Source organism: Croceicoccus sp. BE223 (genome assembly GCF_031457155.1).
In the GTDB taxonomy this organism is placed as follows: domain Bacteria; phylum Pseudomonadota; class Alphaproteobacteria; order Sphingomonadales; family Sphingomonadaceae; genus Croceicoccus.
In genome coordinates this window covers 163,160-187,906 of sequence record NZ_JAVDWB010000004.1, presented here as the reverse complement: position 1 = coordinate 187,906, position 24,747 = coordinate 163,160, and the positions used below count along the sequence as shown (strand labels likewise).

Here is a 24,747-nt window from a genome sequence, read left to right as displayed (position 1 = left end):
GGACTTTCTTCCTGTCAGATCTGGGCCAGCGCCTGATCGAGATCGGCGATGATGTCGTCGACATGCTCGATGCCGACCGAAATGCGCACCACGTCCGGCCCCGCGCCCGCGGCGACGAGATCGTCTGCCGAAAGCTGGCTGTGCGTGGTCGAGGCGGGGTGGATGATGAGGCTGCGGGTGTCGCCGATGTTGGCGAGCAGGCTGAACAGCCTGACCGAATTGACCAGCTTGCGCCCGGCGTCGAGCCCGCCCTCGACTCCAAAGGTGAAGACCGCGCCGCCGCGCCCGCCAAGGTAGGTCTGGCACAGCGCGTGATACTTGTCGCCGGGGAGCCCGGCGTAGCTGACCCAGTTTACCTTGGGATGCCGCTCCAGCCACTGCGCGACCTTCAGCGCATTGTCGCAATGCCTCTCCATCCTGAGGTGCAGCGTCTCCATGCCGGTCAGCGCGAGGAAGGCGTTCATCGGCGCCATGGCGGGGCCAAGGTCGCGCAGGCCGAGCACGCGGCAACCGACGATGAAGGCAATGGGGCCGACCGGGGCCAGCGCCTCTGCCAGCACGGCGCCGTGGTAGCAGGGGTTGGGCGCCGACAGGCTGGGGAACTTGTCGCTCGCCGTCCAGTCGAAGCGGCCCGCATCGACGATCACTCCGCCGATCGAATTGCCGTGGCCGTTGAGGAACTTGGTGGTCGAATGGACGACGATGTCGGCGCCGTGCTCGATCGGCCGGCACAGCGCCGGGGTGGCCATCGTGTTGTCGACGATCAGCGGCACGCCCGCATCGTGCGCAATCCTGGCGATGGCCGCGATGTCCTGCACCACGCCGCCGGGGTTTGCGAGGCTTTCGATGAAGACCGCCCGCGTCCTGTCGTCGATCGCCGCGGCGACATTGGCCGGATCGTCGGCATCGACGAACTTCGTTTCCCAGCCGAACTTCCGGAACGCATTGCCCAATTGGTTGAGAGAACCGCCGTAGAGCTTCTTCGCCGCGACGATGTTGCAGCCCGGTTCCATCAGCGTGTTGAACGCGACGAACTGCGCCGCGTGGCCCGACGCCACGCCCAGCGCGCCGACCCCACCTTCCAGGGACGCGATCTTCTTTTCCAGCGCGTCGACCGTGGGGTTCATGATGCGCGAATAGATGTTGCCGAATTCCTGCAGCCCGAACAGCCGCGCGGCGTGGTCGGCATCGTCGAAGGCATAGCTCGCGGTCTGGTAGATCGGCGTGATGCGGGCCTTGGTCGTCGGATCCACCTCGCACCCGGCATGGACCATGCGGGTCTCGATCTTCTGCTCGGTCATCGGCTCTCTCCCCGTGATTCTGGCGTCGGCGCTTATGCCACTTGCCTTCCCTCGGCCCGCCGCGACGCATAGGCCGTCAGCGCCTCGGCATAGTGCGGCGCGGCGCGGCGATTGCCCTCGCCCGCGCCGAACCCGCCTGCCGACTGCGCAATCCGCGCGACCGCCCCGTCGGACAGGCTGCCGAGCGGGCTGACCTGCACCCCGATGGTGAAGACCACGGCTTGCGAACGCGGCAGGCGGCGCAGGGTCTCGCGCTCGCACCGCACGAACAGCGTCTCGCCCGCATTGTCGGGCGTGACATGGGCAAAGCGCATCGCCGGATCGTCGGCGGGCATGTAGCGCCAGGCGTCGCTCGCCATGACGAAGGCGTTGGTCCGGCCAAAGATGTTGGGTGCGCGCAGCCCTTCGAGGAAGCGATCGACGCCTGCCGCCAGTTGCTCGGCATAACCGTCGATGGGTTCGTGCACCTCCATCATCGGGCGTCCCATCTTTTCGGCGAGGTGCCAGTCGGTCGGGAAGGCGACCGCCGCGCCGGTCAGGCGGAAACGCGTGCCGGGCGCATCCTGCGTCAGGATGCAGAAATCTTCCCAGTGTGCGCGGGCAACCTGCTCCAGCCCGCCGTCGACGCCGAGCATCGCGGCCAGTTCCGACTCCGCCGCGCGCGCCTCGGGCAGCACCTGCACGGCATCGGGATTGGCGTCGAACGCCGCCGCGCGGGGGGCGATGTCCGGCTCCGCCTGCAACCATTCCGCTTCGGAAAGGCGCACCAGCCCCATGCGCAGCGGGCCCGACACGCGCGCGTCGGGCAGCAGCGTCTCGACCGAGAAGCCCAGAGTCATAGCGGCTTGCGCGCGAACCAGACGCCCAGCGCCATGATCGCGATGCCGAGCGCGCGGCGCAGGGTCAGGGTCGACGGCACCACCCCCAGCCAGCCGAAATGATCGATCGCCGCCGCCGCGACCAGTTGCCCGAGCAAGACGAAGAAGATCGCATTGCCGAGCCCGATACGCGGCGCGGCAAAGGTCACCGAAACCGCGTAGAAGAGGATGAACACCGCCCCGAACCATATCCATGGGCGATCGAAGGCCAGCGCATCGCGCGACGGGACTCCGTTCACGACCAGCAGGACGAGCGCGACGGCCAGCCCCACGGCAAAGGCCGCCGCCGTCGCCGCAACCGGTCCGCCGATCTGGTGCCCGAGCGAGGTGTTGAGCGCCGCGATGCCGAACAATCCGAAATGCGGCTGCCCGCCCATTACTCGGCCGCCTGACCCATGACATCGGCTTCCAGTTCCTCGCCCGGAGGCGGCATGTTGTGGCCGAGCAGACGCAGCACGTCTGCGGCGCATTCCACGACGTTCGATCCGGGGCCGTAGATGCCCTGCACGCCCGCATCGCGCAGGTACTGATAATCGCTGGGCGGAATGACGCCGCCGGCGGTCACCTTGATGTCGGCCCGGCCCGCTTCGCGCAGCAGGTTGATCAGTTCGGGGATCAGTGTCTTGTGCCCCGCGGCCAGCGAGGAGGCACCGATCAGGTCGACGCCGTTCGCCAGCGCCATGTCGCGGGTTTCCGCAGGCGTCTGGAACAGCGGGCCGGACACGACGTCGAAGCCCATGTCGGCAAAGGCGGAGGCGATGACGTTCGCGCCGCGGTCGTGGCCGTCCTGGCCCATCTTGGCGATCATCACCCTGGGCTTGCGGCCCAGGCGTCGGGTCACTGCGTCGACCCCGTCGCAGACCGCCTGATAGCGGCTGTCGCCGGCATAGGCCGCGCCGTAAACGCCCTTCACCGGGCGCGGCATCGTGTCATAACGGCCGAAGGCGCTTTCCATCGCGTCGGAAATCTCGCCAAGGCTCGCCCGTTCGCGCGCCGCATCGACGGCGAGTGCAAGGAGGTTGCCCGTCCCCGCCGCACCTTCGCGCAGCGCCTTCAAAGCGGCCTGGCACTTCGCCTCGTCACGGCTCGCGCGCATCTTTTCCAGCCGGGCGATCTGCGCCTGGCGGACGGCGGTGTTGTCGACCTCCAGCGTCTCGATCTTGTCCTCGTCCTTCAAACGGAACTTGTTGACGCCGACGATGACGTCCTCGCCCCGGTCGACGCGGGCCTGCCGCGCGGCGGCGGCTTCCTCAATCATCGCCTTGGGCCAGCCGGCATCGACCGCCTTGGCCATGCCGCCTTCGGACTGGACGCGCTCGATGATCGCCCAGGCCTCGTCGACCAGAGCCTTGGTCAGCGCCTCGACGTAGTACGACCCGCCCAGCGGATCGACCACATTGGTCATCCCCGTCTCTTCCTGGATCACGATCTGCGTGTTGCGCGCGATCCGGGCGGAAAAGTCGGTGGGCAGCGCGATCGCCTCGTCCAGCGCGTTGGTGTGCAGCGACTGGGTCCCGCCCAGCATCGCGGCCATCGCCTCGATCGTGGTGCGGATGACGTTGTTGTAGGGGTCCTGCTCGGTCAGCGAGACTCCACTGGTCTGGCAATGCGTGCGCAGCATCTTCGACCGCTCGCTCTTCGCGCCCAGTTCGGTCATTGCACGGTGCCACAGCGTGCGCGCCGCGCGCAGCTTGGCGACTTCCATGAAGAAATTCATGCCGATGGCGAAGAAGAACGAGAGGCGGCCCGCGAACTTGTCGATGTCGAGACCGGAGGCGACGCCGTACTTCACGTATTCCATGCCGTCGGCGATGGTGAAGGCCAGTTCCTGCACCTGCGTCGCGCCGGCTTCCTGCATGTGGTAGCCGGAAATCGAGATCGAGTTGAACTTGGGCATGTGGTCCGCCGTATAGGCGAAGATGTCCGAGATGATCCGCATGCTGGGTTCGGGCGGATAGATATAGGTGTTGCGGACCATGAACTCCTTGAGGATGTCGTTCTGGATGGTCCCGGTCAGCTGGTCGGGCGACACGCCCTGTTCTTCCGCCGCGATGATGTAGAAGGCGAGGCACGGGATGACCGCGCCGTTCATCGTCATCGACACGCTCATCTGGTCCAATGGGATCTGGTCGAACAGGATCTTCATGTCCTCGACACTGTCGATCGCGACGCCCGCCTTGCCGACGTCGCCGACGACGCGCGGATGGTCGCTGTCATAGCCGCGGTGGGTGGCGAGGTCGAACGCGACCGACAGGCCCTTTTGCCCGGCGGCAAGGTTGCGGCGGTAGAAGGCATTCGATTCCTCCGCCGTGGAGAAGCCCGCGTATTGCCGGATGGTCCAGGGCCGTCCGGCATACATCGAGGCTTTGACGCCGCGCGTGAAGGGGGCGAAGCCCGGCAGGCCCGGATCCCAATCCTCGACGTCCGCCTCGGTATAGAGCGGCTTCACCGCGATGCCTTCGGGCGTATGCCAGGTCAGGTCCTGGCCCTTGACTTCCTTGTCGGCCAGGGCCTGCCAATCGCTCAGGGTCTTGTCGTTGCTGTCGGTCATGGGGGACTCCTCGGCCTCAACGGCCCTTGAACACGGGTTTGCGCTTTTCGCCGAACGCGGCGATCGCTTCCTTGAAATCTTCGCTGTAGCCGCAGGCGCGCTGGTTATCGCGCTCGGTCGAAAGGCTTTCGGTCAGCGTCTGCGCGACCGCATCATTCACTTGGCTGCGGATAAGGCCGATCGCCTTCGACGGTCCGCCCGCCAGCTTCGCGGCGATTGCCTGGGCGCGGGCCAGCACCTCGTCGTCGGCGGCCACTTCGGTGACGAGACCCATCGCCAGGGCGTCGTCGGCGGAAACCTTTTCTCCCAGCAGGGCCATATTCATCGCGCGCTGCCGCCCGACGCTTTTCGCCACCAGCCATGTCGCGCCGGCGTCGGGGACGAGGCCGATGTTGACGAACGCGAGCAGCAGATAGGCCCCCTGCGCCATCACCGCGAGATCGCCCGCAAGCGCCAGGCTGAGCCCTGCGCCGACCGCGGGGCCGTTGATCGCGGTCACGACCGGGACCGGCAGATCCATCAGCTTCGCGGTGAAGGGATTGTAGAACTGGTCGATGATCTCGCCCAGGTCTTCCGGCAGACCGTCATAGCCGGCGCCATCCGGCATCAGGTCCGCGCCCGAGCAGAAGGCGCGTCCCTCGCCCGTCAGGACGAAGGCGCGCGTTCCCTCGGCCAGCGCGGTGTCGATCGCGTCGGTCAACTCGACGAAGACCGTCGGCGTGATCGCGTTCAGCTTTTCGGGCCGCGCGAGCATCAGGGTCGTGACGTCATCGTCCCGGCTGACGGAGATGAACTTGTAGGCCATCAGTGCGCCGTTCCCTCTCTGGGCGATTCCATGATTTCGGTCAGCATGCCCATCATGTCCTTGGGATGCACGAAGAAGATCGGCGTGCCGTGCGCCCCGATCCGCGTCGGGCCGAGGATGCGCTTGCCGATCCCCTCGAAATAGGCGCGGGCGGCGGCGATGTCGGGCACTTCGAAGCAGACATGGTGCTGGCCGCCCAGCGGGTTCTTCGCGATGAATCCGGCCACCGGGCTTTCGGCGGACAGCGGGCTCAGCAGCTCGACCTGCGTTCCCTCGGTTCCGGCATGGCCGGGGGTGTTGACGAAGCACACCTTCACGCCCTGTTCGGGGAGGTCGAAGGGTTCGGTGATGACTTCGGCGCCCATGACGTCGCGATAGTGGGCGATGGCCGCATCCATGTCGGGCACCGCGTAGCCGAGGTGATTCATGCGTCCGAGCTTCATTGTTCCGGCCTTCATGCAGCCTCTCCGTAAACGGGTTCGATGGTGATCGCGCTCTTCAGCGAGTTCGCGATGATGCAGGACTTGTGCGACCGGTGATGCAGGTCGTCGATCTCGGCACGGGTCGGGCGCCTGTCGCCGCCAAATCGCGCAGCGGGGCGCAGCACGATGCTCGCCACCCAGGGATCGCCCGCCTGGTTCCTCGCGACCGCGCCGACCGTTTCGTCGACGTAGCTTTCGATCGTGAAGCCGGCTTTGGCCGCATAGGCGAGGAAATAGAGCATGTGGCAGCTCGCCGCCGCGGCAAGCAGCGCTTCTTCGGGATCGACCGCGCTTTCATCGGCCGTGCCTGCCGGAACGTTGCCCGGGGCGGCGGAGCCGGGCACGACCGCCCCGCCGTCGAAGCGCCATTCGTGGGCGCGGCTGTACCGCTGGGCGGTGAAATCCTCGCCGTCGCGCGCGTGCCAGCGAACCGTTGCGGTGTAGTCGACCATGACGGGCCTCAGAGCGGAATGTTGTCGTGCTTCTTCCAGGGGTTTTCCAGCGCCTTGTTGCGCAGCTTGCGCAAGCCCAGCGCGATCCGGCGGCGGGTGGAATGCGGCATGATCACCTCGTCGATGAACCCCTTGCTCGCCGCCACGAAGGGATTGGCGAAGCGGTCTTCGTATTCCTTCGTCTTTTCCGCGATCATGTCGGGATCGTCGCGATGCTGGCGGAAGATGATCTCCACCGCGCCCTTCGCGCCCATCACCGCGATCTCGGCGGTCGGCCAGGCGTAGTTGAGATCTCCGCGCAGGTGCTTGGACGCCATGACGTCGTAGGCACCGCCATAGGCCTTCCGGGTGATGACGGTGATCTTGGGCACGGTCGCCTCGGCATAGGCGAAGAGCAGCTTGGCGCCGTGCTTGATGATGCCGTTGTGCTCCTGGTCGGTGCCGGGAAGGAAACCGGGCACGTCGACGAAGGTCAGGATCGGGATGTTGAACGCGTCGCAGAAGCGGACGAAGCGCGCCGCCTTCTTCGACGAATTGATGTCGAGCACGCCGGCCAGCACCATCGGCTGGTTGGCGACGACGCCGACCGTGCGCCCCTCGATGCGCCCGAAACCGCAGATGATGTTGGCTGCGTGGCGGGGCTGGATCTCGAAGAAATCGCCCTCGTCGACCGTCTTGCGGATGACTTCGTGCATGTCATAGGGCTGGTTGGCCGAAGCCGGGATGATCGTGTCGAGGCTGTCTTCCTGCCGGTCCCACGGATCGCTCGACGGACGCTCGGGCACCTCTTCGCGGTTGTTGGCGGGCAGGAAGTCGATGAAGTCGCGCGCTTGCAACAGGGCGACGATGTCGTTCTCGCAAGCGAGGTCCGCCACGCCCGATTTCACGGTATGGGTCGATGCGCCGCCGAGCTCCTCCTGCGTCACGACCTCGTTGGTAACGGTCTTCACGACGTCAGGGCCGGTCACGAACATGTAGGAGCTGTCTTCCACCATGAAGATGAAGTCGGTCATCGAGGGCGAGTAGACCGCGCCCCCCGCGCAGGGCCCCATGATCAGCGAAAGCTGTGGCACGACACCCGAGGCGAGCACGTTGCGCTGGAACACCTCTGCATAACCGCCCAGCGAGGCGACACCTTCCTGAATGCGGGCACCGCCCGAATCGTTGAGGCCGATGACCGGCGCGCCGACCTTCATCGCGGCGTCCATGATCTTGCAGATCTTCTGCGCGTGGCGTTCGGACAGCGATCCGCCGAAGACGGTGAAATCCTGGCTGAAGACATAGACCAGCCGGCCGTTGATCGTGCCCGATCCGGTGACCACGCCGTCGCCCGGCACGTGCTGCTCGTCCATGCCGAAATCGACGCAGTTGTGTTCGACGTACATGTCGAGTTCCTCGAAGCTGCCCTCGTCGAGCAGGACGTCGAGCCGTTCGCGTGCGGTCAGCCGGCCCTTGGCGTGCTGCGCGTCGATCCGCTTCTGCCCCCCGCCCAGCTTGGCGGCGGCGCGGCGGCGTTCGACTTCGGCGATATTGGCAGACATCGGCAGGCTCCGTTCAGGCCGCGCGCAAGGTACCGCCCGCGGCCGCAGGTATCGGGAAACGCGCCCTATCCGATTGCCCGAACGACAAGTCCAATGCAAATTTGCAAAATTACTTAGCCCGGTTTTGCAAAACTTCGCGGCAAGGCTATGAACGGTGCAAATGACCAAGCCGCAACGCATCTTCGCCGGCCAGTCGGTGCGCGCCCTGCGCGAACGCCATGGCATGAAGCAAGCCGAACTGGCGCGGGCCCTGTCGATCTCGGTCAGCTACCTGTCGCAGATCGAGAACGACGACCGGCCACTCACTGCGCCGATCCTTGCCACCCTGACCCGCCGCTTCGGCATGGCCCGCGACGAGATCGGCGGCGAAAGCTCCGACGCGCGGGCCGAGGCGCTGATGCAGGCAGCGTCCGACCCGATCTTCGCCGAACCGCTGGACGAGGCGCTGGCCAGCCGGGCGGTGCGCCAGTTGCCGCATCTCGCCGAACGTTTCGTCGCGCTGCACCGTGCCTACCGCCACGCGGGCGAGCGTTTGCAGATGCTCGACGAGGCGCTCGGCGCGGGCACGGAGAGCGCGGCACGCCTGCCGTGGGAGGAGGTGCGCGACTGGTTCCATGATGCCGGCAACTACATCGACACGCTGGACCGGGCGGGCGAGGATCTCGCCGCAAGTCTTGCGGGCGATGCGCCGTCGCCGGGATCCGCCGCGCTCGAACGGTTCGCGCAGAACGCCCTAGGCCTCATGGTAATCGAAGGGGACGGGGACACGTTGCGATCGCGCGAGAGGGAGCGGCTGGTTCTCGACAGCGCGCAGCCGCCCGAAACCCGCCGCTTCCAGCTCGCCCACCAGATCGTCGCCCTCGCGCTGGAGCGCGAGATCGCCGCAGTCGTCGCCGGATCGGGCCTTTCGACGCAGGCGGCGCGCGAACTGCTGGCAGTGGGCCTGGCCAATTACACCGCCGGCGCGCTGCTCATGCCCTATGCCGCCTTCCGCGCCGCGGCGCTGGAGGAAAGGCACGACATCGACCGGCTGACCCGGCGCTTCGCGGTGAGCTTCGAACAGGCGTGCCATCGCCTCTCCACCCTGCAGCGACCAGACCTGCGCGGCCTGCCGTTCTTCTTCTGCCGCGTCGACATGGCCGGCAACATCACCAAGCGGCATTCGGCGACCCGCCTGCAATTCGCGCGGTTCGGCGGGGCCTGCCCGCTGTGGATCGTGCACGAGGCGGTCGCCATTCCCGATCGCATCCTCACCCAACTGGCCGAAATGCCCGACGGTGTCCGCTACGTCTCGATGGCCAAGGGACTGGTCAAGCCTTCGGGCAGCTTCGCCCGCCCCCCGCGCCGCTACGCCGTGGCGCTGGGTTGCGAAGCGGAACATGCCGCCAGCTTCATCTATGCCGACGGGCTCGACCTTGCCGCCCGCATGTCGGCGACGCCGATCGGCACGAGCTGCCGCATCTGCCCGCGCGAGACCTGCGACCAGCGCGCCTTTCCGCCGGGCGACCGCGCCATCGTCGTCGACCGCGACCGGCGCGGTGTGGTGCCGTACCGCATCGCCTGACGCGGGACGGCACCGGCCTCACGCGAACGCCTTCCAGACCGAATAGGCGCTTGTTGCGACGAGCACCACGCTGACCGCAAAGAGCAGCGCTCGCGCCGGAATGCGCTTGGCGAACATGGCACCGAACGGGGCCGCGATGACGCCGCCGATGATCATGCCGATCGTCGCCGCGCCGAAAGCCTCAAGGCCCAGCGTCGCGATGAAGGCAATCGAGATGCTGGTGGCAAGCAGGAATTCGGCCGAGTTGACCGTGCCGATCACCTTGGCCGGATCGCCACCCTGGATCAGCAGGTTCGACGTCACCACCGGACCCCAACCGCCGCCGCCCGCCGCGTCGAGAAAGCCGCCGACCAGAGCCAGGGGACGAGTGGTCTTGGGATCCTCGAACCGGGGCTTTCGCATCCGCAATGCCTTGACGAAGAGATAGACCCCCACGCCGGTGAGGTAGATCATGACGAACGGCTTGGCGACCGAAGCATCGATGCTGGTGAGCAGATAGGCACCCGCCACGCCGCCCGCCACGCCGAACGGCGCGAGCCGCCAGAACAGTCCCCAATCGACGTTGCGATGCGCGATGTGGCTCGCGCCCGACGCACCGGTGGTGAACATCTCGACCAGGTGCGTCGTCGCCGATGCCGCGGCCGGAGCGACGCCGAGTACGCTGACCAGCATCGTCTGCGAGATGACGCCAAAGGCCATTCCCAGGGCCCCGTCGATCAACTGGGCGAAGAGCCCGACGACAATGAAGGGCGCAATATCGGCAAAGGTCAGCGAGAAATCGAACATGAGGTGATCCTCTTCGTTCCGAGGGAAGGTTCTGCCGGAGGGTCAGAAGGCGTGCCGGAGCGTGACGCCGTAAGTGCGGGGATCGCCGGGATTGCCGACGATCAGGCCGGTGTTGCCGCTCGGCACCTGGAGCTGCTCGTAGTAATCGGTGCCGAAGGCGTTGCGGACCCAACCGTAAAGCTCCAGCCCGTTGTCGGCGCGAAAGCCACCGCGCAGGTTGGTCAGCGCGTAGCCGTCGATCCAGGTGTAGATCGAAGGCGACGGGTTGCTGGAAAAGCGCGAACGATAGCTACCGTCGACGCCCAGGAAGAAAGCCCCGTCGAGGCCCAGAACGCCGGCCGGAACGTTCCCTTCGGCGCCGTAGGACAGGCCCCATTTCGACACGCCCGGCAGGCGCTGGCCCGAAATGTCGCAGTTCGCCGGGCTGAGCGCGCCCGGCACATCCGGTGCGCCCGGCGTCTGGCCCGCGCCGACTGTGGTGCCGCCAGACAGCTCGGGCGGGCACGGAGCGTCGGTGAAGCGGCGATACTTCGCGTCGGTATAGGCGCCGTTGACGTAAAGGTTGAACCGCTTGCTCGGCCGGAACGAGAAGTCGGCCTCGATACCCTGCGTCCTCACCTTGTCGGCATTCGCGAGATAGCCGCGCAGCACGCCGAGGCTGCCGTTCGTCACGAGCGCCTGGTAGTTGGCGATTTCGGTGCGAAAGGCGGCGAGGTTGAGCGTCGCCTTGCGGTCGGCGAATTGCGCCTTCACGCCGGCTTCGAAATGATCGACCGATTCCGGCTTCACCGTGGCCGCCGCCAGGATCGGCGCGCCGCTGCTGTCGCTGGGCACGCCGTTCAGGTTGACGCCGCCCGATTTGAAGCTCTTCGCGTACGTCGCGTAGAATAGCAGGTCGCGTGTCGGCTCGTAGCTCGCGGTGAAGTCGTAGCTGAAGTTCCAGTCTTCGTAATCGACGGTGAATTGCTGCGGGGCGAGCACGCCGCGCTGGGCGACGATGCGGGGATCGGTGCTGGCGAACGTGACGAGCTGGCCGTCGCCGTTGGTCACCACCGAATCGTAGGACCCGTCCTTCCGGTCGTAGTTCAATCGCACGCCGGGGCGCAGGGTCACGCCCGGCGCAGGGCGAAAGCTGACCTGGCCGAACAGCGCGGCGCTGGTGTTGTCGAGGCGGATGTCGTTTTCTGCGGTCAGCCCGTCCAGCACGGAAGGGTCCTGGCTCAGCGGATTGGACGGATTGATCAGCCACGCGCTCGCCGCCGGCCCCTGTTTCTGGGTGCCCTGCGTGCGCACCTTCTGCTCGAACCAGAACGCGCCGAGCACGTAATCGAGGCTGTCCCCCCCGCCCGAGAGACGCAATTCCTGCGTCCATTGGTCCTGCTGCGACGGGTTTTGCGACAGCGTGGTGATCGGCAGGCCGGTGAAGTCGCGATCGTTCTCCGGCTTCCAGTCCCAGAACCGCCACGCGGTGATCGAAGTCAGCTTGCCGAGGCCGGTGTCCAGTTCCGCCTTCAGCGAGGCGCCGCCGATCTTGTTGCCGGCATTGAGGCTGGCATCCAGATCGGTGAGACGGTCATAGCCGTTGCGGCTGGGCGTGACGTAGCCTTGCGCGGCGGCCAGCGCCTCGTACTGGCGATTCAGCGGGCGCTGGGTCTTGCCGACGCGGACGTAGACCGTGCCGCAGCATTCGGGATCCTGCTCGCTGTAATCGCCCGCCAGCGTGACCGACAGCGCATCGCTGGGCTGCCACAGCAACTGGCCGCGCAGGCCGAGGTTGTCCTGCTCGTTGATATCGCGTTCGGTCACGACGTTGCGTATCGTACCGTTGCGGTGGGTGGAGGACACCGCGAAGCGCGCCGCCAGTGTTTCCGACAGCGGGCCGGAAATCGCCGCCTTGGCCTGGCGGAAGCCGAGATTGCCGACCGACACTTCGGCCCTCCCCTCGAAATCGAAGGTCGGCTGGCGCGTGGTGATGTTGATCGCGCCCGCCGTGGTGTTCTTGCCATAGAGCGTGCCCTGCGGCCCGCGCAGCACCTCGATCCGGTCGACGTCGAGGAAGTCGAACGTCGCGGAGGCGACGCGCGAATTGTAAACGTCGTCGACGTAGATGCCGACGCCCTGCTCGATCCCGTCGTTGGTGAGGCCGAACGGCACGCCGATGCCGCGGATGTTGACCGCGGTGTTGCGCGGGTTCGAGCTGTAGAACTGCAACGTCGGGGTCAGTTGCTGCAGGCGCCCGACGTTGAAGGATCCGGTGCTGTCGATATGCTCGCCGCCTACGACGGAGACGGCGATCGGCACGTCCTGAACGGTCTCGCTGCGGCGGCGGGCGGTGACGAAGATCTCGCCGCTATCCTGCGCGCCGGTACCGGCGGCGGAGGGCGATGGTGGAGCGGGTTCTGCCGCAATGGCGTCACCGGCGTCCTGCGCAAGGGCTGCCGAGGGGAACGCCAGCGCAGCGGCCAGCGAGAAGAAAGAGAGGGCATGGGCGGGCGTAGCGCCGGGGCGCCGGATAACAGTCGAATGCATCTGTGATGTCCCTGAAGGTTCGGGAACGGCGCATCCGGCGGTCCGGTCTGCTCGGTCGCTATTGTCGTGGGTCGGTCCGCGATGCGGACCGGGAAGTCAGGCGAAACGGCGCCGTTCGGTCACGTCGAGCTGCATCAGCCTGCCGTCGTGGACGGTCAGCTGGATGACACCGAAGCGCAAATGCGAAAGCGCCTCGACGATCGCGTCGATCTGCTCGGCGCCAAGGCTGTGAGCAGAGGTCTTGTCATTGCGGTCAGCCATCGAGGTCGCTCCGTTCGGCAAGGCGTACGTCGCCGTCGCATGGAGGATTAATCTCAACTGATTTTGTTGACAATATGGCAAGGCGGCAAGATATCGTTGGGCCGAACCAGCAAAAACTATCGGCTGATCAGCCGCCCCCGGCGATTTCGACCACTGCCGGGTCGATGGGATCGGACAACCTGATTCCATCGAGCAGTTCGGCGACGCGGTCGCGAACCTGCAGCATCAGCGCACGCGTGCGGCATTCTTCCTCGGGCAGGCAGTTCTTGCAGGTTTCGTGTGCAAACCGGCTGGCGCAGGGCACCAGCGCCAGCGATCCGCGCGTCAAGCGCACCAGGTCGCCATAGGATATGTCAACCGGAGGCAGCGCCAGGCGATAGCCGCCGTCGCGTCCGCGCTGCGATTCGACGAGGCCGAAGCGGGTAAATTCCGAAAGGATGACAGTCAGGAACTTGGCGGGAATGTTCTGGGCCGCCGCGATGTCGGCAAGCGGGACCAATCCCTGCCCGTAATGGTCGGACAGGTGTTGCATGGCGCGGATCGCATACCGGGCTTTCTGGGATAGCACGGCGACGATCCTATGGGATCGCCCCGGTCATGCAAACGGCCGCGCTAGTTTTGCGCCGGAATCGGGCTTTGCGTCATGCGCTGCACCTTGGCCCAGATCTCGTCGACACGCGGCACATCGATTTCGAAGCGATCGCGCAGGAGATGGGCCAGTTCATCCTCGCTTTTTACGGTCTCCTCTTCGACGGCCGCGGCGGTGATACGGCGAAGGCGGCCGTTCTGGAGGGCAAGATACCCGTCGTCGAAATGACGGAACACCGCCAGGGCATTCGTGAACGGAGAGCCGGGGTCGGTCATCAAGAAACCCTGCACCGCCGCCAGCGCGCCCTCGTCGCGGTGCCCGGGCCCGAAATCGACCGTTCGCGCGATCCCGTGCGCGTGGTTGTGAAAGCGCAGCCAGCCCTCACCGGCATCCGCGATGGCGAAGTCGAAACCGCGTTGCCGGATCGGCCCGACCGCCATCGGCACCGGCGCGATCAGGGCATCGGCGACGCCGACCTCGGCCAGATAAGGCACGTCCAGATCGACGCGCAGGGTCAGGTGGTTGCCGATGGCCATGTCGCCCAGCTTAGGCCGGTCGACACAGCCGCACAACCGGGTAACCTTGAAGCCCAGGGCCGCGAGCGCCGCGCCGAACAGGCCGTTCATCTCGTAACACCACCCACCTCGCCCGCCCTCGACGATCTTGTCGTGGGCAGCGGCAGGAGCAATCGAACTGGGCCAGCCCATGAAGGCGTCGATCGCCTCCCAGGTAATGCCCATCAGGTGGGCGCGATGCAGCCGTGCGAGTCCATCGAAATCGAGCGTGACGCCGCCATCGATCCCGATCCTGGCAAGATAAGCCGCCAGCTGCGTACCGGTCAGCTCGTACACCTCGTCTTCCACCGTCATGTGATCACCCCGATGACATCGCAAACGCCGCCCATCGCTGCCGCATTCCAGCAGCAACCGCGACCCGGCTTTGCCGTTTTCGAGGGCAAGACGGAGACAGGCCGGCGTGACCTTGAAAAGAAATCGTGTCGCGGATGTCGGAGGGGATGGTGGTGAACGACGCAGTCTGAGGCTAACCAGCCTCAGGGTAGGACTTCCCTGCTTTGCAGGGACTCTGCAGGGAATTCCGGCAATTCCCGGCCAGGTTGGTAGAGGATTGGCCAAGCGCGATGGCAGAAAACTGCGGTTTCTTATGGGAGGTTCCCTAAAATTGCAGTAGCGATTTTCCAAGCTCAATCAGGGAACGATAGCGGAACATCGCGTGGCATGATACGTCCATCGGACCATGCCTCGCCCCCGCACTAACGACCCACAGGGTGTCACCGATCAGCCCCGGAATATCGTCACCGATCCGACCCGGGTTGACGCGATAACGACGGAGTTCGGGAAGAAGCTGGCGTTCGTCGAATCCAGCTATCGGTCAACAATCAGAGCCCTCGGCAATGACCTCGATTTCAACCGTTCCCTGGCCAAGCTCAATCGCTCCCTGAACCGAAAGCGCCCGGCGAAGCGGCGCGGTGAACGCGCGCATCCTGAAATCGAAGTGGTCATTCTTAAGTACGCGATGGATCACGCGGCGATCAGGACGGGCAGTACTGGCGCGGTACTCACCAAGGAGGACGCCAACTTCGGGGCGCGTCGAGCAGCGGATCTCCTCCGGCCTCGCCGACGTTCCAGCTATCGCATTTTACGACACCACCTTCGCGGATTGATGGCACTCATTCAGGACACGACGGGTCAGCCCGTCCTGTTCACCCATCACAAGGATAATCTCTACGCTCCGCAGGCGGTCAACATGAGTGGTCGCGCGCTTCTGTTGTGGGCGGAGAAACTTGATCCGACCGCGTCAGTCACCACGATTGCGACCATCGTTAAACAGGCCCGGCGAGAATACGCCGGGAAAGCGATGCTGTTTTCCGATTTCTTCCCGACGTACCGTCACGAGATGAATGCCCCGCAGCCCATGGATAAGCTCGGCCCGAACTACCAGGTCGTGACCGTGCTGCCATTTTGCCCGATCTATTTTCCTTAAACCAGGGCATCATCACCGATAACTGAACTGCTCCCTTTTCAAGGAGCAGTGCAATGGCGGACAAAAATCTCGGCAATCAGGCAGAGTTGCTTGCGAGCAGCAGCCTCAGCCCCAACCCCCACAGTGCAATCGTCCCGTTGCGGTCCATCCACCGCGACCCCGACAATGCCAAGCACCACGAGGCCAAGCAGGTACGGCTGATCGCTGCGAGCATCGAGCGTTTCGGGTTTCTGGCGCCGATCGTCATAGACGAGAACGGCATGATTGTGGCCGGTGACGGTAGGTACCTCGCCGCCGAGTTACTTGGGCTTAAGAAGGTCCCGGTTGTCCGCGCGCGCTTCCTGACCGATGAGGACCGGACCGCCTACGCGCTCGCGGACAATAAGCTCGCCGAGCTGAGCCCCTGGAAGGACGACGTTCTCTCCCGGCAGCTGAACGACCTGGTCGCAAAGAACTACGATTTCGGGGTCACCGGATTCAGCCTGTCCGACCTCGACTTCTCGATCCCCGGCGAGGAGGTTGCCGACGAAACCGAGGCAGTGATGCTCCCCGACCCCGATACGAAGGCGGTGAGCCGTATCGGCGATTTGTGGCTCGCAGGTCCCCACAGGCTTTTCAACGGTGACTCCCAGCGTTCTGAAAGCTTTGAGGGGGCGCTCGGGGGAGAGCTCGCGCGCCTCGTGTCCAGCGATCCCCCCTACGGGGTCAAGGTTCGCCACAACGTGTCGACTAAGGCTACGGCCCGCGAGTTCGTGATGATGAGCGGTGAGCAGACCACGCCCGAATTGATCGCCTTTTTCCGCGGGGTATTCCGTAACTGCGCGCGGTTTTCCCACGAGGCGTCGATCCATTACCACTTCATCGACTGGCGGAACCTGCGCCACATGCTCGACGCCGCGGACGGGGTCTACGAGGAGTTCAAGCAGCTCCTGGTTTGGGTGAAAACCGCAGGATCCCTCGGCGCCTTCTACCGCAGCCGCCACGAACTCATCTGCGTGTTCAAGTCGGGACGCGGCAAGCACATCAATAACTTCCGCATGGGGGAGACGGGCCGGTACCGGACGAACGTTCTTGAGCACCCGGGTTGCAGCACCTTCTCCAAGACGCGGCAGCGCGACTTGGCCGATCACCCGTCGATCAAGCCGACCGCCCTCATTGCCGACCTGCTCCTCGACTGCTCGAACCCCGGTGATATCGTGCTGGATCCGTTCTGCGGCTCGGGGAGCCTCCTCTTGGCGGCAGCCAGAGTCAACCGCCGGGCGGTCGGGATCGAGCTCGATCCGCTCTACGTTGATACCGCACTGAGGCGCCTGCGCGATGCCACGGGGATTGTCGCAACGCTCGCTGGTGATGGCCGTACCTTCGACGAGATCGCGGCCGAACGCCTCGCCGGGCGGGAGGCGTGATCATGTCGCATGCAGATGACGAATTCGACTACGAAGATCAGGATGAAGGGAACGATGGCGCGTCTGGAGATCGGGGGTCAGGCGCTCCGGAGGCGGAAACGCCCTACACGGTCGGTTACTGCAAGCCTCCCATCCACACCCGGTTCCCCCCGGGCCAGTCGGGCAATCCGCGCGGCCGCAAGAAGGGTTCGCGCGGGCTCAAGACCGACCTCCACGCCGAATTGAACCGGATCGTCGAAGTCAAGATCGGCAAGTACCAGATGAAAGGCACCACCCAGCAGCTGGCGATCCGCACGCTGGCGCTGCTGGCGGCCAACGGCAACCTCAAGGCCAGCGCGCAGCTCCTACCGCTCGTACTCACCGTGTTCGGAATCGAGGACCGGGGCGCGGACAGGAGGACGCTCTCGGCCCACGACGAAGCCATCCTCGACAACTTCCTGAAAGCTTTTGGCGGGGACGCCAGCGGAGAGCTCGAGCGAGCCGGCTCCGTAGATGAGCTCATCAAGCCCACGGGTGGCGATCCGGACGGTCCGCTAGCGACCGACCGCCATATCGCCACCATTGCCAATTATAGCGAGGACGATCTGCCATGATACTTCCCTTCGAGGACCCGCGCGCGGGTACGAATGCGCTCACTCGCCGCAGCTTCCTGTTTTTCCTGATGCGCGCCTTTTCCTACATCAGCGGCGGACAGCAGCTTGTACCCAACTGGCACTTGTCGGCCATGGCGTACGAACTCGAGCAGGTGCGGTTGGGCAGGTCCACGCGTCTGCTCGTCAACCTGCCGCCGCGCAACCTCAAATCAATCACCATTTCTATCGCATGGGTCGCGTGGATGCTCGGGCTCGACCCCACCAAGAACTTCGTCTGCGTCAGCTACTCGAACGAACTGTCCGGCAAGCTCGCCCGGGATTGCCTGAGCATCATGCAGTCCGACTGGTACCGAGAAGTATTCCCCGGGACGGTCATCTCCACTCGCCGCAAGGCGATGGACTTTGAAACCACCCGCAATGGCGGACGGCTCGCAACCTCGATCACCGGCACTCTCACCGGGCGGGGCGGCGACATCATCATCTTGGACGACGTCATCAAGCCCGATGAGGCGGATTCCGTCGTTATCCGCGAGAACGTGAACGAGTGGTACCACTCCACCCTCGCCTCGCGCCTCAATGACAAGAAGAGCGGCGCGATCATCGGCGTGATGCAGCGCCTCCACCAGTTCGATCTTTCCGGCATGCTTCTCGAAGCAGGCGGCTGGAACCATCTCTGTCTCCCGGCCGTCGCCCAGATCGACGAGTGCATCCGCCTGCTGGGCGGCAAATTCCACCTGCGACGCGCCGGTGAAGCGCTCCATCCTGCACACGAGTCGCTCGAAGCGCTGGCACGGATCTGCCAGGAGATGGGCTCGGAGCGCTACGCTGGACAGTACTTGCAGAACCCTGTCCCGGCAGATGGCAACTGGATCAAGGCCATGTGGCTCCGTTACTACGGTCCCTCATTTGACACCCGCGATGGCTACATCATCCAGTCGTGGGACACCGCGAACAAGACCGGAGCGAACTGTGCATACTCGTGCTGCATCACCGCCCTCATCCGCGGTAACGACATCTACATCCTCCATGTCCTGCGCGAGCGGTTGGAGATCCATGATCTGCGCAACCGGACGATTGCGCTCGCGCGGGAGTACGGCGCGCGGGATCTGCTGATTGAGGACATGGCCTCGGGCCAGCAATTGATCCAGGAATTACGGCGCATCTCGCCCAGCGGCGTTCCGGTGGCGATTGCCGAGCGGGCAACGACCGACAAGGAATCGCGGGTCAGGGGTATCGCCGCGATGATCGAGGCGGGGCAGCTGCACCTGCCGCACGAGGCGCCGTGGTTGCCCGATTTCAAGTCCGAACTTCTCGGGTTCCCGCAAACCCGGTATCGCGATCAGGTCGATGCGTTATCCCAGCTTCTCGCCCGCGTGCGCTCCCGGCAGCAGGAGCCGGTGATCCAGAACGAGGGGCCTGTACTCTTTTATTAAGATGACGGGAGACGCTCAAAACATGCTCTGTCACCTGAAAGCTGGGGTTATGACAAGGTTACATCGGGTATAACTGCGATCTTTGGGGGCCGGGCATGGTGCGATCGTCGGCGCCAAGTTAAGTTCTCGAATTCACAGACCTGGCCTATCACAGCGCTGCTCGGCCGCGCCAATGGGGCTTCTTAAGACGTCTCACCAAAAATGACTCGGAGACACGCTGATGGAGGTCAGCGGCGCACACGCCATCGTCACGTGTGGAGCCTCGGGTTTGGGAGCCGCGACAGCGAGGTGGCTGAGCCGGCAGGGCATGAACGTTTCGATCGTGGACGTAGACGAGGCCTCAGGCCGCCTTGTGACAAATGAGAGCGGCGGACTGTTCCTAAAAGCATTCGTTCGCGACGCAGAGGACGTGAACTGGGCTCTTGACGAAGCGTGCGCGAAGTACAGACCTGCCTATATCTTGGTGAATTGCGGTGGTGTTGCTCCCAACATCCCGATGTTCGGCGCTCACCGGCTTCACCCAGCGGACGTCTTCCGTTCGATCCTGGAAACCAATCTAGTGGGCACATTTTTAATGGCCAGCCGGTTTGCTACTCAACGCCCGGCGCGCAGGCCTGACTTTCCGTCAAAGGCCTGGTCTGAATGTTGGCTCCGCCCATCCGGAGAAGATCGACGGAGCCAACGAGCAACCAGGGTCCGACCCTTGTGCACAAGTGCCACTAAGATTTGACCAGCGATGAGCCGATGTTGGGCTACGTCATAGTACGTAGATTGGGGAAACGCTGTCAGTCAAAACGGCATGCGACCCTGTATTCGTTCGGGAGCCCTGACCTCCCCGACGTCCGGCCCAACTGCATCTCGTTCGATTGTGCAGATGAAATTGTTGTCTTCCCAAGGCTCGGCGCAGGGACCGACGTACATGGTGGAGAGAACGGTAAGCGCGCCCGCCGTGTCCTGGCTCTCGAACTCGAAGATCTGTTCGTCACCGGCCCCCTGACGGGCAACTGTCAACAGGTATTTATGCATGGGCCGCGATCCCCTCGACTCACATCGACGGTGCGAAGGTATCATTGAAGAGACTTGCCCTAAGATAAATAGCGGCATCCTTTTTCAATCGCATGGTTGAACCATCACCACCCCCGCGCAAAAGCGAGGTCCTCTTCTGCAGAAGGGCTGCTATGGACGTGGTGATGGCGGACGAGTCCATCTTGTTGATCGGCGTCGGGCTCCTCACAGCACTTGGTCTGCTGTGCGGTCGACAATACCGAAGGTATCGTGACGCCCGACATGCGATGCTGCGACAGATCGACGACTTCCGCAACGACTCCTGAAGTCAGGTTCACGCCACATGGCACCCGGCAGACTGCCGTCCGGGCAAGTGGGCTGACCTATCGTGCCTATTGTGCCTAACGTGCGAAGGCGCATCTGCTTTTCGGCGCACCCAAAAAATTGCTCCGCCGGACCGGACAAGCTCGACCGAGCCCATCACCAGAGGGCGGGAACGAACGAGGCGAATCCGCAGGAAATCGGTGCACCGTGCAATCTGACAAAGACTGGCAAGGAAGGTGCGGCCATTTAAGCAGCGCGAAAGCGGGTGCGCCAGGCAGGCGAAACGCAGTGATGCCTATCGGCCTTCGATTTTCCACACACCCGAGCCCCCGGCATCGGAAGAGATGATGCAGACGAAATCATCGTCGCGCCAAAGCTCGGCCCGTTGGCCGGGAGCGAGGCGGTCAAGCCTGTTGAGGGCGCCCGCGTTGTCAGAGCTTTCGAACTCAAGCGTTTGCGGCTCACTGGCCCCACGGCCAGCGATCTTCAGTTGGAATGATGGCATTGGTCGAGATCCTTCGACCAGCAAAAGGGCGGTGTCTGACCAGATAGGTTTAGCTGCGAGCCCTCAGACCGATGCCGACAGCATACATCATCAATCGGATTGCTGCTGTATCAATTGCTACAAGGCGACCGGTAGATCAGGTGAAGCGATCCAGCCGGCGGGAACCATCGGCGAAGCGTGGCGATGCGCTGTCCGGCAGAGGGCGTGGGGTGCTGTAAGGAGGGTGCTAACCTCTCGCCACCTGGGTAATGAATTCCATTTCCTTCAAGCGGCATCGTTCATCCCGACGCCATCCGGCTAGGCGTATGGCTTCATCACCGCTTCACCCCGAGCCTGCGGGACGTTGAGGAGTTACTCGCAGAGCGCGGGATCGACGTGACCTACGAGACCGTTCGCTGCTGGCCGAACAAACTCGGTCCCGCCATCACCGCCAACATTCGCCGCAGGCGCGGACGGGCCGACAGCGTCTGGCATCTGGACAAGACCGTCGTGCGGATCAACGGCCAGCGCATTTACATGTGGCGGGCCGTGTACAAGGAAGGCGAAGTGCTGGAAGACCTTGTCGAGAGTCGACGCGATAAGGCGGCAGCACTGAAATCGCGCAGGAAACTGCTAAAAAGCCAAGGTGCGGTGCCCGGCACCACTGTCACCGACGGCTGTCTTCGTATCGCGCGGCAATGAAGATCCTGGGTTGCCAGGATCGCCATCAACCCGGTCGATTACGCGAAAACAACAGAGTTCGAAAAATCGCATCTTCCTATCCGACGACGAGGGCCGAAAATGCAGCGAGGTAAGCCCCAAGGCGCTTTGTCGCCACTCATTCTGCGATCTACAGCACGTTTAACCTCCAGCGCGATCTCGTTTCGCGCAAGACACTTTGCACCTTTCAAACCGCCGCGATGGCGGAGTGGCGCGCCGCGTCCGCCGTCACGGGATGAGGCCGCGTCCGCCGTCACGGGATGAGATTGCGAATTTGATGCTTAGCGCGCCCTGCCCCAGTCAACCTGAGAAAGCCAGATTGGATGCAAGAGGGCTAACCGACCTTGCGTGCGGCACTACGAAATCCATCAAAAGGCATAGTCAGCATCAATTTGCGGTTACCAAGCGCTCATCAAACGTGGAATTCGGGCGAGCAACTCGCGGGCGAGAAAGCCGATCGGCCCCATCTCCTCGCCGCAACGCCGTCCCGCCTCGCCGTGAAGCCAGACACCGGTCGCCGCAGCGAGAAGGGGCTCCGCCCCTCGTGCGGCGAGGCCAGCTACGATCCCCGCCAGTACGTCCCCGGAACCTCCGGTTGCCAGGCCGACCCCACCGCCAGCGTAAGCCATCTGTTCGTCCATTGGTGTGGCGATCAGTGTCGTAGGACCTTTGAGAATGACGGTAGCACCGAAGTGGTGAGCCGCGCGGCGGACCATAGTCTCGCGATCACTTTCGATGTCGGCAGCCTCGCATTCTAGCATTGCCGCCATCTCGCCAAGGTGCGGGGTCAGGATCACATGCGCATCGCTGACACGCAGGCGCTCCGCTCGCTCTCCGAGGTGCAGGAGCGCTGCGGCATCGAGCACGACGGCCTGCTCGCCCCCGAGTGTGAGCAGGCAATCGACAAGAAGGCCAGCTGCCTTCGCATCGCTCATAGCCGGACCTACCACCACGACATCGCAGGCCCGGACATGCGGTGCAATCAAGTCGAGATCCGCCACGATCTCGCCCTCGTTCTCCGGCAACGGAAACACCGCCGCTTCGGGAGGGCTATGCCGAGCGGGAGACACGCACTGGCGACCGTGGCCAATTGAACTTTTCCGGCGCCAGCCCGCAACGCCGCTTCAGCGGTCAATTGCAGTCCACCAGGAACGGTAACGCTGCCACCTATAATTAGCACCCGTCCGCGACTGTTCTTGTCGACGCCGTTCGCCGGGGGCCTGACCGGATGGGCGCGGAGCCAGTCGCTGTCGAGAGCTTTGAAGGAACCGGGTGCGTCAACCACGAGCGGCAACCATCCGGTCCCGCTCGACGGTGACCCGGGTATGTTCTTCGACGAGCGGAGCGGTGACGTTGTAACGTGAAAGCGTCAGTTTACCGTCGCCATCGTCGGTAGGTATGAATCTATATTCTGTTATTGCGCAGTTGGCGACGTCCTCGGCCGTGTCGATGGCCAGCACCTCCGCTTCCGTTAGCCCCTCCAGAATATAGCGAATGCAAAGTACGACCACCTGATGTGCGACAATCATGACCCGCCGTCCGCCGTGATGCAGAGACACCGTGTCGATCAGCGCGCGCAGGCGGAAAATCACGTCGACCCAGCTTTCGCCTCCAGGAGGGCGATGGTAGAACTTTCCCAATATTGAACGAAACTCCGCCTGCTCGGGATGAAATTCCTTGATCCCCAAGGTGGTCAAGCCATCGAGGATTCCGAACTCCTTTTCGCGCAGGCGCTCATCGATGCAGATGGCGGTATCGCCGCTGCAACCCCCAGCCTTTCTGAATAACTCGGCTGTCTGAACGGCGCGGGCGTAGGGACTGGCGAGAAGAACCTCAGGCCGCAAATCCGACTTTAGTGCGGAAAACGCCTTGCCGAGGGCCAAGGCCTGCTGTTCACCGAGTTGGGAGAGGGGAACGTCGACGTCGCGGTGGGTCAGGTCGATCCGTGCAAGCCCACGGGCATGAGCATCATCGCGCGACATTTCCGGCGCTCTGGCCATGTCGGATCACCCATAAAGAGCGGGGCCATGATTGCTTCATGATTTGCGTGTTGCATGTCTCATCAATGTGGGAATGAGCAACGCAGCAGAGCGTTCCAAGACCGGGAAGACAAGTCTGAGCCCGAGGTTTCTACCAGCTATGAACAGAGCCTGTGCCCGGTTTGATGCCCATGCTTAGATGTGAGCATCAACCGGGGCTTTACGTTACAGCTGGCCAAGGCCCGGAATCACGCCGCCTTGAGCGCAAACTCACGATCCTTGCGGTCGACGACGACGCCCTTGTACTTTTTGGGACCGCTGCAACGCTTGAGGATCTAGGGCACACCTTGTTGGAGGCTGTGTCCGGCTCTGAGGCCCTTCGGTCGCTTGACGCGAACCCGGGATCGAGGTGGTCATTACCGACCAAACAATGCTTTGCATGACCGGTGTAAAACTGGCCTCGCAAATCGCAGCCGGCGCCTTGACTGCCAATAATCCTGGCGACGGGCTATGCTAATACTCCAGATGGAGCGCCGCGCGAAATTGTGGCGGTTGGAAAAGCCCTTCAGCGAGGCTGCACTGATTGAGACGTTGTAAACTGTATTAACCGCCCACCGGAGCGCCTGAGGCGAAGGCCGAGGGCGGCCTTCAGCGACCGAACGTCAGCGCCGACGACCACCGACCATTTCTGATGCAAACGTCGGCCAAAGACGCTTTCGCGCGTTTAGGAGAGATGACCGACACGATTTGGGAATTGCAACAAAGAATGGAAGCAGCCGCGAGCGCTCTGGATTTCGAGCAGGCGCGGCGCCTTCGTGACCGCATTAATCTGATGCGAAACGGAGCTAGTGCTGCAGAGGCCTCGCAGGCGGACACCTCAGGTCTGACTCGCCAGCAACCGGGCGCCATGGGGCTGGGTACGAGCCAGCAGCGACATGATCCTCCACTAGGATGGAAACCGCCCCCGAAGCCCGATAATTTGACGTCCGATCGAAAGCAAAAGTGAGGATCAACGTCGCAAGTGCTGCTGCGAGGAAAGCAAAGCACTGGGCATCCAAGGGTA

General features: G+C 63.9%; 23 protein-coding genes and 2 pseudogenes. 8 read left to right on the top strand and 17 right to left on the bottom strand.

The annotated features are described in order from the left end of the window. Positions 1 to 14 precede the first annotated feature (14 nt). The 8 genes from J2X37_RS10300 to J2X37_RS10265 are packed head-to-tail and all read right to left on the bottom strand — an operon-like array spanning position 15 to position 8,010. Positions 15 to 1,301: an O-acetylhomoserine aminocarboxypropyltransferase gene (locus tag J2X37_RS10300; RefSeq protein ID WP_310020790.1), complete on the bottom strand. Its 1,287-nt coding sequence runs from the start codon at positions 1,299 to 1,301 to the stop codon at positions 15 to 17. A 32-nt stretch (positions 1,302 to 1,333) separates the two neighbouring features. Further along, entirely contained in the window at positions 1,334 to 2,140 is an 807-nt protein-coding gene (locus J2X37_RS10295; protein WP_310020788.1) for a heme-dependent oxidative N-demethylase subunit alpha family protein, read from the bottom strand. Next, entirely contained in the window at positions 2,137 to 2,556 is a 420-nt protein-coding gene (locus tag J2X37_RS10290) for a DMT family transporter (RefSeq protein WP_310020786.1), read from the bottom strand. Before J2X37_RS10290 ends, J2X37_RS10295 begins: the two co-directional genes overlap by 4 nt. Continuing rightward, positions 2,556 to 4,730, bottom strand: a complete 2,175-nt coding sequence (scpA, locus tag J2X37_RS10285) for a methylmalonyl-CoA mutase (protein WP_310020784.1) — start codon at positions 4,728 to 4,730, stop codon at positions 2,556 to 2,558. The genes J2X37_RS10290 and scpA overlap by 1 nt, the downstream gene beginning before the upstream one ends. 16 nt (positions 4,731 to 4,746) lie before the next feature. After that, positions 4,747 to 5,535, bottom strand: a complete 789-nt coding sequence (locus tag J2X37_RS10280) for an enoyl-CoA hydratase-related protein (RefSeq protein WP_310020782.1) — start codon at positions 5,533 to 5,535, stop codon at positions 4,747 to 4,749. Continuing rightward, a complete protein-coding gene (gene mce, locus J2X37_RS10275) occupies positions 5,535 to 5,978 on the bottom strand; it encodes a methylmalonyl-CoA epimerase (RefSeq protein WP_310021098.1) in 444 nt (147 codons plus the stop codon). Before mce ends, J2X37_RS10280 begins: the two co-directional genes overlap by 1 nt. 11 nt (positions 5,979 to 5,989) lie before the next feature. Then, positions 5,990 to 6,469: an OsmC family protein gene (locus tag J2X37_RS10270; RefSeq protein ID WP_310020780.1), complete on the bottom strand. Its 480-nt coding sequence runs from the start codon at positions 6,467 to 6,469 to the stop codon at positions 5,990 to 5,992. 8 nt (positions 6,470 to 6,477) lie between these two features. After that, positions 6,478 to 8,010, bottom strand: coding sequence for an acyl-CoA carboxylase subunit beta (locus tag J2X37_RS10265; protein ID WP_310020778.1), 1,533 nt, complete (start codon positions 8,008 to 8,010; stop codon positions 6,478 to 6,480). Positions 8,011 to 8,170: 160 nt separating this feature from the next. On the opposite strand from J2X37_RS10265, the gene J2X37_RS10260 reads away from it, so the two are divergent. Continuing rightward, a complete protein-coding gene (locus tag J2X37_RS10260) occupies positions 8,171 to 9,574 on the top strand; it encodes a short-chain fatty acyl-CoA regulator family protein (protein WP_310020776.1) in 1,404 nt (467 codons plus the stop codon). 18 nt (positions 9,575 to 9,592) lie between these two features. Here J2X37_RS10260 and J2X37_RS10255 read toward each other — a convergent pair whose 3' ends face one another. The 5 genes from J2X37_RS10255 to J2X37_RS10235 all read right to left on the bottom strand — a co-directional run bounded on the left by J2X37_RS10255 (position 9,593) and on the right by J2X37_RS10235 (position 14,938). After that, complete coding sequence (locus J2X37_RS10255) at positions 9,593 to 10,360, bottom strand: sulfite exporter TauE/SafE family protein (RefSeq protein WP_310020774.1); 768 nt, start codon at positions 10,358 to 10,360, stop codon at positions 9,593 to 9,595. A 42-nt stretch (positions 10,361 to 10,402) separates the two neighbouring features. Then, a complete protein-coding gene (locus tag J2X37_RS10250) occupies positions 10,403 to 12,889 on the bottom strand; it encodes a TonB-dependent receptor (protein ID WP_310020772.1) in 2,487 nt (828 codons plus the stop codon). A gap of 96 nt (positions 12,890 to 12,985) precedes the next feature. Next, the gene (locus J2X37_RS10245) at positions 12,986 to 13,150 is read right to left on the bottom strand and encodes a YezD family protein (protein WP_310020770.1); all 165 of its coding nucleotides are present in this window, start codon (positions 13,148 to 13,150) and stop codon (positions 12,986 to 12,988) included. Between the two features lie 127 nt (positions 13,151 to 13,277). Then, positions 13,278 to 13,718: an Rrf2 family transcriptional regulator gene (locus J2X37_RS10240; protein WP_310020768.1), complete on the bottom strand. Its 441-nt coding sequence runs from the start codon at positions 13,716 to 13,718 to the stop codon at positions 13,278 to 13,280. A 44-nt stretch (positions 13,719 to 13,762) separates the two neighbouring features. Continuing rightward, positions 13,763 to 14,938, bottom strand: a complete 1,176-nt coding sequence (locus tag J2X37_RS10235) for an arylamine N-acetyltransferase (RefSeq protein WP_310020766.1) — start codon at positions 14,936 to 14,938, stop codon at positions 13,763 to 13,765. Between the two features lie 55 nt (positions 14,939 to 14,993). Between J2X37_RS10235 and J2X37_RS10230 the strand changes: the two genes are divergently transcribed. The 5 genes from J2X37_RS10230 (at position 14,994) to J2X37_RS16550 (ending at position 19,902) form a co-directional block, all read left to right on the top strand. Then, positions 14,994 to 15,740 (top strand): hypothetical protein, encoded by a 747-nt coding sequence (locus J2X37_RS10230; RefSeq protein ID WP_310020764.1) that lies wholly within the window; start codon positions 14,994 to 14,996, stop codon positions 15,738 to 15,740. 53 nt (positions 15,741 to 15,793) lie between these two features. Then, entirely contained in the window at positions 15,794 to 17,146 is a 1,353-nt protein-coding gene (locus J2X37_RS10225; RefSeq protein WP_310020762.1) for a DNA methyltransferase, read from the top strand. Between the two features lie 2 nt (positions 17,147 to 17,148). Continuing rightward, positions 17,149 to 17,739: a DUF5681 domain-containing protein gene (locus J2X37_RS10220; protein WP_310020760.1), complete on the top strand. Its 591-nt coding sequence runs from the start codon at positions 17,149 to 17,151 to the stop codon at positions 17,737 to 17,739. Then, positions 17,736 to 19,172 carry a phage terminase large subunit gene (gene terL / locus J2X37_RS10215; RefSeq protein ID WP_310020758.1) on the top strand — a complete coding sequence of 479 codons (1,437 nt, stop codon included), beginning with the start codon at positions 17,736 to 17,738 and terminating at the stop codon, positions 19,170 to 19,172. The genes J2X37_RS10220 and terL overlap by 4 nt, the downstream gene beginning before the upstream one ends. A gap of 220 nt (positions 19,173 to 19,392) precedes the next feature. Beyond that, entirely contained in the window at positions 19,393 to 19,902 is a 510-nt protein-coding gene (locus tag J2X37_RS16550) for an SDR family NAD(P)-dependent oxidoreductase (protein WP_404979615.1), read from the top strand. A gap of 59 nt (positions 19,903 to 19,961) precedes the next feature. Here J2X37_RS16550 and J2X37_RS10210 read toward each other — a convergent pair whose 3' ends face one another. After that, positions 19,962 to 20,198, bottom strand: a complete 237-nt coding sequence (locus J2X37_RS10210) for a hypothetical protein (RefSeq protein ID WP_310020756.1) — start codon at positions 20,196 to 20,198, stop codon at positions 19,962 to 19,964. Between the two features lie 104 nt (positions 20,199 to 20,302). Further along, positions 20,303 to 20,515, bottom strand: coding sequence for a hypothetical protein (locus J2X37_RS10205; protein WP_310020754.1), 213 nt, complete (start codon positions 20,513 to 20,515; stop codon positions 20,303 to 20,305). A gap of 743 nt (positions 20,516 to 21,258) precedes the next feature. Between J2X37_RS10205 and J2X37_RS16545 the strand changes: the two are divergent. Continuing rightward, positions 21,259 to 21,944: pseudogene (locus J2X37_RS16545) on the top strand (IS6 family transposase). Positions 21,945 to 22,103: 159 nt separating this feature from the next. On the opposite strand, the pseudogene J2X37_RS10195 reads toward J2X37_RS16545, so the two are convergent. Further along, positions 22,104 to 22,885: pseudogene (locus J2X37_RS10195) on the bottom strand (NAD(P)H-hydrate dehydratase). 97 nt (positions 22,886 to 22,982) lie between these two features. Beyond that, on the bottom strand, positions 22,983 to 23,705 hold the full coding sequence (locus J2X37_RS10190) for a histidine phosphatase family protein (protein WP_310020748.1): 723 nt from the start codon (positions 23,703 to 23,705) through the stop codon (positions 22,983 to 22,985). Between the two features lie 712 nt (positions 23,706 to 24,417). On the opposite strand from J2X37_RS10190, the gene J2X37_RS10185 reads away from it, so the two are divergent. Further along, positions 24,418 to 24,690 (top strand): UvrB/UvrC motif-containing protein, encoded by a 273-nt coding sequence (locus tag J2X37_RS10185; protein ID WP_310020746.1) that lies wholly within the window; start codon positions 24,418 to 24,420, stop codon positions 24,688 to 24,690. Positions 24,691 to 24,747 lie beyond the last annotated feature (57 nt).

What these genes read in the sequence shown, in the direction of transcription:
- J2X37_RS10290 (WP_310020786.1), bottom strand. Translation starts at nt 2,556, where the DNA reads ATGGGCGGGCAGCCGCATTTCGGATTGTTCGGCATCGCGGCGCTCAAC.
- J2X37_RS10210 (WP_310020756.1), bottom strand. Translation starts at nt 20,198, where the DNA reads ATGCATAAATACCTGTTGACAGTTGCCCGTCAGGGGGCCGGTGACGAA.
- J2X37_RS10230 (WP_310020764.1), top strand. Translation starts at nt 14,994, where the DNA reads ATGCCTCGCCCCCGCACTAACGACCCACAGGGTGTCACCGATCAGCCC.
- J2X37_RS10265 (WP_310020778.1), bottom strand. Translation starts at nt 8,010, where the DNA reads ATGTCTGCCAATATCGCCGAAGTCGAACGCCGCCGCGCCGCCGCCAAG.
- J2X37_RS10270 (WP_310020780.1), bottom strand. Translation starts at nt 6,469, where the DNA reads ATGGTCGACTACACCGCAACGGTTCGCTGGCACGCGCGCGACGGCGAG.
- J2X37_RS10295 (WP_310020788.1), bottom strand. Translation starts at nt 2,140, where the DNA reads ATGACTCTGGGCTTCTCGGTCGAGACGCTGCTGCCCGACGCGCGCGTG.
- J2X37_RS10245 (WP_310020770.1), bottom strand. Translation starts at nt 13,150, where the DNA reads ATGGCTGACCGCAATGACAAGACCTCTGCTCACAGCCTTGGCGCCGAG.
- J2X37_RS10190 (WP_310020748.1), bottom strand. Translation starts at nt 23,705, where the DNA reads ATGGCCAGAGCGCCGGAAATGTCGCGCGATGATGCTCATGCCCGTGGG.
- J2X37_RS10220 (WP_310020760.1), top strand. Translation starts at nt 17,149, where the DNA reads ATGTCGCATGCAGATGACGAATTCGACTACGAAGATCAGGATGAAGGG.
- J2X37_RS10280 (WP_310020782.1), bottom strand. Translation starts at nt 5,535, where the DNA reads ATGGCCTACAAGTTCATCTCCGTCAGCCGGGACGATGACGTCACGACC.
- J2X37_RS10225 (WP_310020762.1), top strand. Translation starts at nt 15,794, where the DNA reads ATGGCGGACAAAAATCTCGGCAATCAGGCAGAGTTGCTTGCGAGCAGC.
- mce (WP_310021098.1), bottom strand. Translation starts at nt 5,978, where the DNA reads ATGAAGCTCGGACGCATGAATCACCTCGGCTACGCGGTGCCCGACATG.
- J2X37_RS16550 (WP_404979615.1), top strand. Translation starts at nt 19,393, where the DNA reads ATGGAGGTCAGCGGCGCACACGCCATCGTCACGTGTGGAGCCTCGGGT.
- J2X37_RS10255 (WP_310020774.1), bottom strand. Translation starts at nt 10,360, where the DNA reads ATGTTCGATTTCTCGCTGACCTTTGCCGATATTGCGCCCTTCATTGTC.
- terL (WP_310020758.1), top strand. Translation starts at nt 17,736, where the DNA reads ATGATACTTCCCTTCGAGGACCCGCGCGCGGGTACGAATGCGCTCACT.
- scpA (WP_310020784.1), bottom strand. Translation starts at nt 4,730, where the DNA reads ATGACCGACAGCAACGACAAGACCCTGAGCGATTGGCAGGCCCTGGCC.
- J2X37_RS10185 (WP_310020746.1), top strand. Translation starts at nt 24,418, where the DNA reads ATGACCGACACGATTTGGGAATTGCAACAAAGAATGGAAGCAGCCGCG.
- J2X37_RS10260 (WP_310020776.1), top strand. Translation starts at nt 8,171, where the DNA reads ATGACCAAGCCGCAACGCATCTTCGCCGGCCAGTCGGTGCGCGCCCTG.
- J2X37_RS10300 (WP_310020790.1), bottom strand. Translation starts at nt 1,301, where the DNA reads ATGACCGAGCAGAAGATCGAGACCCGCATGGTCCATGCCGGGTGCGAG.
- J2X37_RS10250 (WP_310020772.1), bottom strand. Translation starts at nt 12,889, where the DNA reads ATGCATTCGACTGTTATCCGGCGCCCCGGCGCTACGCCCGCCCATGCC.